This is a genomic window from Kineococcus esterisolvens (assembly GCF_050871405.1).
Lineage (GTDB): Bacteria > Actinomycetota > Actinomycetes > Actinomycetales > Kineococcaceae > Kineococcus.
On the sequence record NZ_JBJLRI010000043.1, the window covers coordinates 25,595 to 37,573 of the forward strand.

At 73.7% G+C, this 11,979-nt stretch carries 10 protein-coding genes; 6 read left to right on the forward strand and 4 right to left on the reverse strand.

Annotated elements, in window-relative coordinates; genetic code table 11:
- Positions 1 to 42: 42 nt before the first annotated feature.
- Genes ACRYR8_RS13820 through sdhC form a run of 4 tightly spaced genes read right to left on the reverse strand, consistent with a single transcriptional unit; the run spans position 43 to position 3,657 of the window.
- On the reverse strand, positions 43 to 888 hold the full coding sequence (locus ACRYR8_RS13820; RefSeq protein WP_432483661.1) for a succinate dehydrogenase iron-sulfur subunit: 846 nt from the start codon (positions 886 to 888) through the stop codon (positions 43 to 45).
- Entirely contained in the window at positions 888 to 2,723 is a 1,836-nt protein-coding gene (locus ACRYR8_RS13825; protein ID WP_432483659.1) for an FAD-binding protein, read from the reverse strand. Before ACRYR8_RS13825 ends, ACRYR8_RS13820 begins: the two co-directional genes overlap by 1 nt.
- Before the next feature lie 33 nt (positions 2,724 to 2,756).
- A complete protein-coding gene (locus ACRYR8_RS13830; protein ID WP_432483657.1) occupies positions 2,757 to 3,230 on the reverse strand; it encodes a succinate dehydrogenase hydrophobic membrane anchor subunit in 474 nt (157 codons plus the stop codon).
- A gap of 10 nt (positions 3,231 to 3,240) precedes the next feature.
- Positions 3,241 to 3,657 (reverse strand): succinate dehydrogenase, cytochrome b556 subunit, encoded by a 417-nt coding sequence (sdhC, locus tag ACRYR8_RS13835; RefSeq protein ID WP_432483655.1) that lies wholly within the window; start codon positions 3,655 to 3,657, stop codon positions 3,241 to 3,243.
- Positions 3,658 to 4,048: 391 nt separating this feature from the next.
- Here sdhC and ACRYR8_RS13840 point away from each other — a divergent pair, with 391 nt between their 5' ends.
- The 6 genes from ACRYR8_RS13840 (at position 4,049) to ACRYR8_RS13865 (ending at position 11,782) form a co-directional block, all read left to right on the forward strand.
- Positions 4,049 to 5,155, forward strand: a complete 1,107-nt coding sequence (locus tag ACRYR8_RS13840) for a mannose-1-phosphate guanylyltransferase (RefSeq protein ID WP_432485152.1) — start codon at positions 4,049 to 4,051, stop codon at positions 5,153 to 5,155.
- A gap of 53 nt (positions 5,156 to 5,208) precedes the next feature.
- Complete coding sequence (locus tag ACRYR8_RS13845; protein ID WP_432483651.1) at positions 5,209 to 6,456, forward strand: amidohydrolase; 1,248 nt, start codon at positions 5,209 to 5,211, stop codon at positions 6,454 to 6,456.
- Between the two features lie 155 nt (positions 6,457 to 6,611).
- On the forward strand, positions 6,612 to 7,700 hold the full coding sequence (locus tag ACRYR8_RS13850) for a BMP family lipoprotein (RefSeq protein WP_432483649.1): 1,089 nt from the start codon (positions 6,612 to 6,614) through the stop codon (positions 7,698 to 7,700).
- A gap of 52 nt (positions 7,701 to 7,752) precedes the next feature.
- A complete protein-coding gene (locus ACRYR8_RS13855; RefSeq protein ID WP_432483647.1) occupies positions 7,753 to 9,267 on the forward strand; it encodes an ABC transporter ATP-binding protein in 1,515 nt (504 codons plus the stop codon).
- A complete protein-coding gene (locus tag ACRYR8_RS13860; RefSeq protein WP_432483645.1) occupies positions 9,264 to 10,487 on the forward strand; it encodes an ABC transporter permease in 1,224 nt (407 codons plus the stop codon). The genes ACRYR8_RS13855 and ACRYR8_RS13860 overlap by 4 nt, the downstream gene beginning before the upstream one ends.
- A complete protein-coding gene (locus ACRYR8_RS13865; RefSeq protein WP_432483643.1) occupies positions 10,484 to 11,782 on the forward strand; it encodes an ABC transporter permease in 1,299 nt (432 codons plus the stop codon). Before ACRYR8_RS13860 ends, ACRYR8_RS13865 begins: the two co-directional genes overlap by 4 nt.
- The last annotated feature ends 197 nt before the right edge of the window (positions 11,783 to 11,979 follow it).

Here is an 11,979-nt window from a genome sequence, read left to right on the forward strand (position 1 = left end):
GAGCGGGACGGGCCTTCGCGGGGGCGCCGGGCGGGGGCCTGCTCAGAACTTGCGGGCGATGATGGCCTGCTTGACCTCGGCGATCGCCTTGGTGACCTGGATGCCGCGCGGGCACGCCTCGGAGCAGTTGAAGGTCGTGCGGCAGCGCCACACGCCCTCCTTGTCGTTGAGGATCTCCAGGCGCAGGTCGGAGCCGGCGTCACGGCTGTCGAAGATGAACCGGTGCGCGTTGACGATGGCCGCCGGGCCGAAGTACTGCCCGTCGGTCCAGAACACCGGGCAGCTCGACGTGCAGGCCGCGCACAGGATGCACTTGGTGGTGTCGTCGAAGCGCTCGCGGTCGACCTGGGACTGCACGCGCTCGCGGGTCGGCTCCGCGCCCTTGGTGATGAGGAACGGCATCACCTCGCGGTAGGAGGCGAAGAACGGCTCCATGTCCACGAGCAGGTCCTTCTCCACCGGCAGGCCCTTGATGGGCTCGACGGTGATGGGCTTGTCGAGGTTCAGGTCCTTCAGCAGGACCTTGCACGCGAGCCGGTTCACGCCGTTGATGCGCATCGCGTCCGAGCCGCAGACGCCGTGCGCGCACGAGCGGCGGAACGTCAGGGAGCCGTCCACCTCCCACTTCACCTTGTGCAGCGCGTCCAGCACGCGGTCCGTGCCGTACATGGTGAGGCGGTGCTCCTCCCACCGCGGCTCGGAGTCGCGCTCCGGGTCGTAGCGGCGGATCTTCAGCGTCACCTCGAAGCTGGGCACCTCGCCGGTGCCGCCGATGTTGCCGCCCTCGCGGGGCTGCGCGCCGCCGTCGTGCTCGGAGGCGGCCTGGGCGGACTTGGCGGAGCCGGCCGTGCCGCTGGTCTCGCGCGGGGTGGTCTCGAAGTCGGACATCAGTACTTGCGCTCCATCGGCTGGTAGCGCGTCTGGACGACGGGCTTGAAGTCCAGGCGCATCGTGTGCTTCCCGTCGGCGCCGGTCTCGCGGTACACCATCGTGTGCCGCATGAAGTTGACGTCGTCGCGGTTGGGGTAGTCCTCGCGGAAGTGGCCGCCGCGGGACTCCTTGCGCTCCAGGGCGCCCAGGCACATCACCTCGGCGAGGTCCAGGAGGAACCCGAGCTCCAGCGCCTCCAGCAGGTCCAGGTTGTAGCGCTTGCCCTTGTCCTGGACCGCGGCGCGCGCGTAGCGCTCCCGCAGCCGCTCGATGTCGGTGAGCGCCTGCTTGAGCGTGGCCTCGGTGCGGAACACCTGGGCGTTGGCGTCCATCGTCTCCTGCAGCTCCGCGCGGATCGCGGCGATCCGCTCGGTGCCGGCGGGGCGGTCGCGCAGCTCGGTCAGCTGCGCCACGACGGCGGCCTCCGGCTGCTCGGGCAGCGCGACCCACTGCGCCTTCTTCGCGTACTCCGCGGCGGCGATGCCCGCGCGCCGCCCGAAGACGTTGATGTCCAGCAGCGAGTTGGTGCCCAGGCGGTTCGAGCCGTGCACGGACACGCACGCCACCTCGCCCGCGGCGTACAGGCCGGGCACGACGTGGGTGTTGTCCGAGAGGACCTCGGCCTCGACGTTCGTCGGCACGCCGCCCATCGCGTAGTGCGCGGTCGGGTACACCGGCACCGGCTCGGTGTACGGCTCCACGCCCAGGTAGGTGCGCGCGAACTCGGTGATGTCCGGCAGCTTGGCGTCGATGTGCGCCGGCTCCAGGTGGGTCAGGTCGAGCAGGACGTAGTCCTTGTTCGGCCCGGCCCCGCGGCCCTCGCGCACCTCGTTGGCCATCGAGCGGGCGACGATGTCGCGCGGCGCGAGGTCCTTGATGGTGGGCGCGTAGCGCTCCATGAACCGCTCGCCGTCGGCGTTGCGCAGGATCCCGCCCTCACCGCGGGCGGCCTCGGACAGCAGGATGCCCAGGCCCGCCAGACCGGTCGGGTGGAACTGGAAGAACTCCATGTCCTCGAGCGGGATGCCGCGGCGGTAGGCGATGCCCATGCCGTCACCGGTGAGGGTGTGCGCGTTGGAGGTCGTCTTGAAGACCTTGCCCGCGCCACCGGTGGCCAGGACGACGGACTTCGCCTGGAAGACGTGGATCTCGCCGGTGGACAGCTCGTAGGCCACGACACCGGCCACGCGCTTGTCGCCGGGCACGCCGATCGACGGCGGGGTCTGCGCGGCCGGCTGGCCGACGGCACCCTCGATCTCGTCACCGGTGAGCGCCTCGCCGGCCGGCACCATCAGCAGGTCCAGGACGTAGAACTCGTTGAAGAACTCCACCTCGTGCTTGACGCACTGCTGGTAGAGGGTCTGCAGGATCATGTGGCCGGTGCGGTCCGCGGCGAAGCAGGACCGGCGGACGGGCGCCTTGCCGTGGTCGCGGGTGTGGCCGCCGAACCGGCGCTGGTCGATCCGGCCCTCGGGGGTGCGGTTGAACGGCAGGCCCATCTTCTCGAGGTCGAGGACCGCGTCGATGGCCTCCTTGCACATCACCTCGGCGGCGTCCTGGTCGACGAGGTAGTCACCGCCCTTGACGGTGTCGAAGGTGTGCCACTCCCAGTTGTCCTCCTCGACGTTCGCCAGGGCGGCGCACATGCCGCCCTGGGCCGCACCGGTGTGCGAGCGCGTCGGGTAGAGCTTGGTGAGCACGGCCGTGCGGGCCCGCTGGCCGGACTCCAGCGCGGCGCGCATGCCCGCCCCTCCGGCGCCGACGATGACCACGTCGAACTGGTGCGTCTGCACAACTGCCTCCCGTGAGTGCTCGGTGGTGGCCGCTCAGCGGGCCGAGCAGAAGTCGAAGTTCCGCGTGGGGTCCGCGCAGGGGTCGAAGGTGAAGATGACGAGGGTGCCGACGACCAGGACGATCACCGTGGCCAGGTACAGCGCCATCTTCAGCCAGAAGCGCGTGGCGTCGCGCTCGGCGTAGTCGTTGATGACCGTGCGCACGCCGTTGGTGCCGTGCAGCTGCGCCAGCCACAGCATCAGCAGGTCCCACGTCTGCCAGAACGGGCTGGACCACTTGCCGGCCACGAAGCCCCAGTCGACCTGGTGGATGCCCTCGCCCTGGACGAGGTTGATGAACAGGTGGCCGAACACCAGGACGATCAGCGCCAGGCCGGACATCCGCATGAACAGCCAGCCGTGCAGCTCCCAGTTCGGGCGCGTGGAGCGGCTGCGCTGGTACGGGGAGCGGGGGGTCTCCAGGGCGGGCGCGTAGCTGCCGCCGGGGGTCTGCTCGGGTGCGCTCATCAGGGCCGCCTCAGTGGGAGAAGACGTTGGTCAGGTGGCGGACGAGGAAGGGCACCATCAGGGCGAACCACAGGACGACGACGCCCCAGAACAGCTTGCGCTGGTGCTGGGTGCCCTTGTGCCAGAAGTCGACCAGGATGATCCGCACGCCGTTGAGGGCGTGGAACACCACGGCGCCCACGAGACCGGCTTCGCCGAGGCCCATGACCGGGTTCTTGTACTGGTTGATCACCGCGTCGTACACCTCGGGCGACACGCGCACGGTGGCGGTGTCCAGCACGTGCACGAAGAGGAAGAAGAAGATCAGGACGCCGGAGATGCGGTGCATCACCCACGACCACATGCCTTCGCGTCCGCGGTACAGCGTGCCTGCGGGCTTGAGCCCGCCCTTCTTCCCCTGCGATGGCGGGGTGAGGCTCGTGGCCACCGGCGTCCTCCTCGGGTTCGTCCGACGCCGGTTCCCCCGGGCTCCGGCGCACGGGTGGCGGCGTCCGGGATCCATCGTAGGCGCGCGGGGTCGGCCGATCGCGCCGCGGAGGCCGGTGCGGAGGTTTTGTGACGAAGGACTCACGGGCGGCGGCGCCCGTGGTCCGAACAGGTGAGCCTCACCTCACCCTAGCCCCTGATCACTCGTGCGCCGACCCCTCCCCGGGCCGGGGCCGCGCCGGTAGGTTCGCCCCGTCGACCGAGCGAGGGGGAGGCCAGGCGTGCAGGTACAGGGCGGGACGGCGGGTGCGGGTGCGGCGGGGTCGGGGACGGCGGGGGTGCGGGGGCCCTGGGCGCCGGCGTGGTCGGAGGACGACCTCGAGGACGCGCAGATCGACCTGTCGGACTTCCACGCCGTGGTGCCCGCCGGCGGTGCCGGCACCCGCCTGTGGCCGCTGTCGCGCAGCCACCGCCCCAAGTTCCTGCTGGACCTCACCGGCCGCGGCCGCACCCTGCTGCAGTCCACCTGGGACCGGCTGCTGCCGCTGACCGAGGCGAGCCGCACCCTGGTGGTGACCGGGCGCTCGCACGCCGACGCGGTGAGCGCGCAGCTGCCGGAGCTGCCGGCGGAGAACATCCTGCGCGAGCCGTGCCAGCGCGACTCCGCCGCCGCGATCGGGCTGGCCGCCGCGGTCCTGGTGCGCCGCGACCCGGACGCCGTGCTCGGCTCCTTCGCCGCCGACCACAACATCTCCGGCCGCGACGACTTCGAGTCCTCCGTCGAGGAGGCGGTGGTCACCGCCCGCCGCGGCTTCGTCGTCACCATCGGGATCGCGCCCTCGCACCCGGCCACCGGCTTCGGCTACATCCGCCTGGGCAAGAGGCTGCGCCTGCAGGGGGCGCCCAACGCCCGCCGGGTCCTGCAGTTCAAGGAGAAGCCGGACGCGCGCACCGCCTCGGCGTACCTCTCCACCGGCGACTACCGCTGGAACGGCGGCATGTTCGTCGCGCGCGCCGACGTGCTGCTGGAGCTGCTGGGCGAGCACGCCCCGGCCCTGCACGCGGGGCTGCAGCGCATCGCCGACGCCTGGGACACCCCGCGCCGCGACGCGGTGCTGGCCGAGCAGTGGCCGGCCCTGCCGTCCATCGCCATCGACCACGCGGTGGCCGAGCCGGCCGCCGAGGCGGGCCGCGTCGCCGTCGTGCCGGCCACCTTCGGCTGGGACGACGTCGGCGACTTCTCCTCCCTGGCCGAGCTGCTGCCCGCCGAGGTCGACGAGCCGCGCGTGCTCGGCGACGCCGACCTGGTCATCACCGAGCAGGTCGCCGGGGGCCTGGTCGTGCCGGCCAACGGCCGCGTCGTGGCCCTGCTGGGCGTGGACGACCTCGTGGTCGTGGACACCCCCGACGCGCTGCTGGTGACCACCCGCGCCCGGGCCCAGGAGGTCAAGAAGCTCGTGCAGCGGGCGAAGGACGCCGGGCTGGACTCGGTGGTCTGACCGGGCGGTCGCCGGGGGTGCGGGGCCCCCGGCGGCGGTAGCGTGAGGGGCCCATGAGCAGCGACACGGGGAACGACACCGCCACCGCCCGCCCCGCGGCGGCCGGCGGGCCCTCCCCGGAGCTCTTCGAGCTCCTCGAGCGCCTCGCCGCCGACCAGCTGCCGCGCGTGGTGGCGCTGCGCCGGGACGTGCACGCCCACCCCGAGCTGGCCCGGGCCGAGCACCGCACCACCGCGGCCGTGGCCGGCCTGCTCACCACCGCGGGGCTGCAGGTGCGGCTGCTGCCCGGCACCGGCCTGGTCGCCGAGGTCGGCCCCGCCGGCGGTCCCGCGGTGGCCCTGCGCGCCGACCTGGACGCCCTGCCGCTGGAGGAGAGCACCGGCCTGCCCTTCGCCTCCACGGTCCCCGGGGTCGCGCACGCCTGCGGCCACGACGTGCACACGGCGACGGTCGCCGGTGCCGGCCTGGTGCTGGCCGGCCTGCACCGGGCGGGCGCGCTGGGCCACCGGGTGCGGCTGCTGTTCCAGCCCGCCGAGGAGGTCATGCCCGGCGGCGCGCTGGACCTCGTCGGGGCGGGGGTCCTGGAGGGCGTGGGTGCCCTCTACGGCCTGCACTGCGACCCCAGCCTGGACGCCGGCACCGTCGGGCTGAAGGCCGGGCCGATCACGTCGGCGTCCGACCACGTGACCGTGCGCCTGTCCGGCACCGGGGGGCACACCTCCCGCCCCCACCTGGCCGGCGACCTCGTCTTCGCCCTCGGGCAGGTCCTCACCCAGCTGCCCGCGGTGCTCACCCGGCGCGTGGACCCCCGCTCGGGGGTGAACCTCACCTGGGGCGCGGTGCACTCCGGCGACGCCGCCAACGCGGTGCCCTCCGAGGGGTACGCGACCGGGACCCTGCGCTGCATGGAGACCGAGGCGTGGCAGCACGCCGGCGAGCTCGTGGAGGGCGTCGTGGCCGACCTGGTGCGCCCCTACGCGGTGCGCGCGGAGGTGACCCTGGTGCGCGGCGTGCCGCCGGTGGACAACGACGTGCGGGCCACGCTGGTGCTGGAGGACGCGGCCCGCGCCGTGCTGGGCGCCGAGGCGGTGCTGCCCACGCGCCAGTCCCTGGGCGGGGAGGACTTCGCCTGGTACCTGCGCCACGTGCCCGGGGCGATGCTCCGGCTGGGCACCCGCACCCCCGGCGGCCCCCACCACGACCTGCACCGGGGCGACTACGCGCCCGACGAGTCGGCCCTGGCGGTGGGGGTGCGCGTGCTCGCGGCCGCGGCCGCGGCACCCCGCGCGCTGCTCCGTTGAGGTCTCGCGAGGCCCCGATCCGGGCAACCTGCCCGTCCGGTGGGCCGGGACGTGCCAGGTTGCGCACTACGATGACCGCGCGCTCGTCGAACTGGCTTCGACGCCTCGCGCCCGCACTGCCGGGCGAACACGCCGGACGACCTGGAGGACCACCCGTGAAGACCCTCTCCCGCCTCGCCCCGGCCGTGGCCGTCGGTGCCGCCGCCCTCCTGCTCGCCTCCTGCGGCGAGCGCCCCGCCGACACCTCCGCCGAGGGCACCGCCGGCGGCGGCGAGGCGTTCAAGGCCTGCATGGTGCTCGACACCGGCGGCGTGGACGACCGCTCCTTCAACCAGTCGTCGTGGGCCGGCATGGAGGCCGCCGCGGCCGAGAACCCCGACGTCGAGGTCTCCTACGTGCCCTCGGCCGACGACACGCAGTACGTGCCGAACCTCCAGGCCCAGGTGCAGCAGGGCTGCGACACGATCATCGGCGTCGGCGGCCTGATGGCCGACGCGATGAAGGAGGTCGCCTCCGCGAACCCCGAGCAGTCGTTCGCCGAGATCGACTCCGCCTCGGAGCTGGAGAACGTCTACGGCCTGCAGTACAACACCGTCGAGGCGGCGTTCCTGGGCGGCTACCTGGCCGCCGGCATGACGAAGACGGGCGTCGTCGGCACCTGGGGCGGCCTGCCCATCCCGCCGGTCACGATCTTCATGGACGGCTTCTGGGAGGGCGTCCAGCACTACAACCAGCAGAACGGCACGAGCGTCCGCGTCCTGGGCTGGGACGAGAACAACCCCGGCGGCGGCACCTTCGCCAACAGCTTCGTCGACCAGGGCGCGGGCCGCTCGATCACCGAGACCCTCGCGGGGCAGGGCGCCGACATCATCATGCCGGTCGCCGGCCAGGCGGGCCTGGGCGCCGGTGCGGCCGCCGAGGCCGCCGGCGGCGGCCTCAACCTCATCTGGGTGGACACCGACGGTTGCGAGAGCGCCGCGCAGTACTGCCAGTACTTCATCTCCTCGGTGACGAAGAACCTCACCGACTCGGTGCGGGAGTACGTGCTGGCCGCCGCCGACGGCGAGGCCCCCACGGGTTCCTACGTGGGCACCCTGGAGAACGACGGCGTGGGCCTGGCCGGCTTCAACCAGTTCGAGGACGACGTCCCGCAGGAGCTGAAGGACGAGCTGGAGGCGGTGCGCGAGGGCATCGTCGACGGCTCCATCGAGATCACCTCCCCGAACGCCATCACCGCCGGCTGACGGCGGCGGGCGCACCGGGCACAGACGTCGGCGACGAGGGGACGAAGCGCACGTGGAGCTGGAACTCCGGGGCATCACCAAGCGCTTCGGGCCTCTCGTCGCCAACGACGGGATCGACCTGACGGTCCGCGAGGGCGAGATCCACGCCCTCCTCGGCGAGAACGGCGCCGGCAAGAGCACGCTGATGAACGTGCTGTACGGGCTGTACACGCCCGACGAGGGGCAGATCCTCGTCGACGGCCGCCCCGTGGACTTCTCCTCCCCGGGCGACGCGATGGCCGCCGGCATCGGCATGGTGCACCAGCACTTCATGCTGGTGCCCGGGTTCACCGCGACCGAGAACATCGTCCTGGGCGCGGAGGTGACCCGCGGTGGCGGCCTGCTGGACCGCCGCCGCGCGCGGGCCCGCGTGGTGGAGACCTCCGAGCGGTTCGGGCTCGCCGTGCCGCCCGACGCCCTCGTGCGCGACCTCGCCGTCGGCGTGCAGCAGCGGGTGGAGATCCTCAAGGCGCTGCTGCGCGAGGCGAAGGTCCTCGTCCTCGACGAGCCCACCGCCGTGCTCACGCCCGCCGAGACCGACGACCTCATGCGCGTCATGCGCGAGCTGGCCGACTCGGGCACCTCCATCGTCTTCATCACCCACAAGCTGCGGGAGGTGAAGGCCGTGGCCGACCGCATCACGGTCATCCGCCGCGGCCGCGTGGTCGGCAGCGCCGAGCCCAGCGCCTCGGCGGAGGAGCTGGCCGCGCTCATGGTCGGGCGCGACGTGCGCCTGGTCGTCGACAAGGCCCCGGCCGCGCCGGGCGAACCGGTGCTGGAGGTGTCCGGCCTGCGGGTCACCGACCCGGCCGGCGCGGTGCTGCTGGACGACGTCAGCCTGACGGTGCGCGCCGGGGAGGTGCTGGCCGTCGCCGGTGTCGACGGCAACGGCCAGAGCGAGCTGACCCGCAGCGTCGTGGGCCTGCAGGCGGTCGACGCCGGCACGGTGCGCCTGGCAGGTGAGGACGTCACCGGCCTGCCCGTGCGCCGGGTGCTGGAACGCGGCGTCGGCTACGTGCCCGAGGACCGCCTGCACGACGGGCTCGTCGCCTCCTTCAGCATCGCCGAGAACCTCGTGCTCGACCTGGTCGACACCCCCGGCTTCTCCGCCGGGCCGGCGGTCGACCGCGCCGCGGTGGAGCGCAACGCCGCCGACCGCGTGGCGGAGTTCGACATCCGCACCTCCAGCCCGCGGGCCGCGGTCTCGACCCTCTCCGGCGGCAACCAGCAGAAGGTCGTGCTGGCCCGCGAGATGACCCGGTCGCTGAAGCTGCTCGTGGTCGCCCAGCCGACGCGGGGCGTCGACGTGGGCAGCCAGGAGTTCGTCCACCAGCGGATCGTCGCCGAGCGCGACCGCGGCGCCGCGGTCCTGCTCGTGTCCACCGAACTGGACGAGGTGCGCGCCCTCGCGGACCGCATCGTCGTCATGTACCGCGGCCGCATCGCCGGGGAGGTCGGCCCCGACGCCGACTCCGAGCAGCTCGGGCTGCTCATGGCCGGCGCGCAGCCGCAGGGAGGAACCGCGTGAGCACCGACGCCCCGGCCAGGCCGGGAACGCCCCCCGCGGGCAGTCCCGCGCGCCGCCGCCCCGGCCCGCGCGGGGAACTGCTCGTCACCGTCTTCGCCGTCGTCGGCGCCCTGCTCGTCGGCGCGGTCCTCATCGCCGTCGGCGACGCCGGCACGCGCGCGGCGGCGGGCTACTTCTTCACCTACCCGTGGGACACGTTCACCAACGCCTGGTACGCCGTGCGCGACGCCTACGTCGCGCTGCTCGAGGGCGCGCTCTACAGCCCGGACCTGTCCGGCAAGGGCGCCCTCGGGCCGATCTCCGAGACGCTGGTCAACGCCACCCCGCTGATCCTCGGCGGCCTCGCGGTCGCCCTGGCGTTCCGCGTGGGGCTGTTCAACATCGGCGCGCAGGGGCAGGTGGTCCTCGGGGCGATCGTCGCGGCCTGGCTCGGGTTCACCTGGGACCTGCCGGTGGTCCTGCACCTGCTCGTGGCCCTGGCCGGCGGCCTCCTCGGCGGCGCGTTCTGGGGCGGGATCGTCGGCTGGCTCAAGGCCCGCACCGGTGCCCACGAGGTCATCACGACGATCATGCTGAACTACGTCGCGATCAACCTGCTGAACTTCCTGCTCACCACCCGCGGGTTCCAGCGGCCGCCCTACGGGCAGGCCATCTCCGAGCAGGTCGACGCCGACGCCACCCTGCCGCCGCTGCTGGGCAGCCCGCTGCGCGTGCACGCCGGCCTGGTGCTGGCGCTGCTCGCCGCGGTCGCGGTGCACTGGCTGTTCACCCGGGCCCGCCTGGGCTTCCGGCTGCGCGCCGTGGGCGCCAACGCCGAGGCCGCCCGCACCGCCGGGATGGCGGTGGGGCGCCTGCAGGTCGTCGCGATGGCCCTGTCCGGGGGCCTGGCCGGCCTGGCCGGCGCCTCGCAGGTCCTCGGCGTCAGCGGCAGCGTCACCGGAAGCGTCGCGGGCAGCATCGGCTTCGACGCCATCACCGTGGCGCTGCTGGGCCGCAACAACCCGTACGGCGTGGTCGCGGCCGGTCTGCTGTTCGGGGGCCTGCGCGCCGGCGGGGTGCAGATGCAGTCGGCCACCGGCGTGCCCGTCGACCTCGTCGGCGTGCTGCAGGCCCTCATCGTCCTGTTCATCGCCGCACCGGCCCTGGTGCGGACGGTCTTCCGCCTGCGCGCCGGCGGCAGCGGCGTCGGCACCGAGCTGGCCGGGGGGTGGAGCCGGTGAGCGCGCAGGTGCAGCCGGAGGCCGTCGTGACGCGGCCGGTCGCCGAACCGCGGGTCGGCCGCCGCGCCCGGGGCGTCACCGGTGCGCTGCTGCTGCTGGTGGGCCTGGTGGCCGTCGTGGGGTGGGGCCTGGGCTCCGGGCCCGGCGACGCCACGTTCACCTTCGGTGAGGGCGCCGCCGTCGACCTGCCCGACCTGACGCTGCCGGGCACCGCCACACCGGTCGTCCTGGGCGGTCTCGTGGCCCTGCTGGGGCTCTACCAGCTCGCCCGCGGGTTCCGCTCGCGCCGCACGCCCCTGGTGGCGGGGGTCGCGGTCGTCGCCTTCGTCCTGGCGTTCCTGGCGTGGGCCATGAGCGGCGGGGAGGGTTCCTCGATCGACCTGGTGCGGCTGCTGCGCCAGACGCTGTTCCTGGCCACCCCGCTCATCCTCGGCGCGCTGGCCGGGGTCCTCGGCGAGCGCAGCGGCGTCGTCAACGTCGCCATCGAGGGGCAGCTGCTGACCGGGGCGTTCGCCGCGGCCCTGGTCGGCACGATGGCCGGCAGCCTCGGCGCCGGCCTCGTCGGCGCCGTGCTGTCCGGGGCGTTCGTCGGGTGGCTGCTGGCGGCGTTCGCGATCCGCTACCGCGTCAACCAGGTCATCCTCGGCGTGGTGCTGAACGCCGCCGCGCTCGGCTTCACGGGCTGGGCCTACAAGGCGCTCATGCAGTCCGACACCCAGCGCTTCAACTCGCCCGGCGTGCTGCAGCCCCTGCCGGTGCCGGTGCTCTCGGACGTCCCCGTGCTGGGGCCGCTGCTGTTCGACGCCAACGTCGTCGTCTACCTCATGTACGTGCTCATCGTGGCGCTGCAGGTGGTGCTGTTCCGCACCCGCTGGGGACTGCGCACCCGCGCGGTGGGGGAGCACCCCCGGGCCGCCGACACCCTGGGCGTGCAGGTGCTGCGCATCCGGTACGTCAACGTCGTGGTCGCCGGTGGCGTGGCCGGTCTCGGCGGGGCGTTCCTGTCCGTGGGCACCATCGGCCCGTTCACCGAGAACATGTCCGCCGGCAAGGGCTTCATCGCCCTGGCCGCGGTCATCTTCGGCCGCTGGAGCCCCAAGGGCGCCGTGGCCGCCTCGCTGCTGTTCGGCTTCTTCGCGGCCCTGCAGACCCTCGTGGGCGTCCTGCCCTACGGCTCGGCGGTGCCCGCCAGCTTCCTGTCCGCCCTGCCCTACCTGGCGACGATCTTCGCCGTGGCCGGTTTCGTCGGGCGGGTGCGCCCCCCGGCGGCGAGCGGGGAACCGTACCCGTCGTGACCGTGCCCGTCGTGACCGTCCCGTCGTGACCGTCCCGTCGTGAACGAGGAGACCGTGGAACCCGAGACCGCCGGACCCGACTTCGGGGCCCTGGGGGGCGGGGGCGGGGGGGGGCGGCGCCCCCCCCACCAACCCGCCCCCGGCGGGGCCCCGGCGGGGGGCCGCCGCCGGCCCCCCCCGCGCGGGGGGGGCCGCGC

Coding starts and splice junctions, on each gene's coding strand:
- ACRYR8_RS13830 (WP_432483657.1), bottom strand. CDS start 3,230: ATGAGCGCACCCGAGCAGACCCCCGGCGGCAGCTACGCGCCCGCCCTG.
- ACRYR8_RS13820 (WP_432483661.1), bottom strand. CDS start 888: ATGTCCGACTTCGAGACCACCCCGCGCGAGACCAGCGGCACGGCCGGC.
- ACRYR8_RS13845 (WP_432483651.1), top strand. CDS start 5,209: ATGAGCAGCGACACGGGGAACGACACCGCCACCGCCCGCCCCGCGGCG.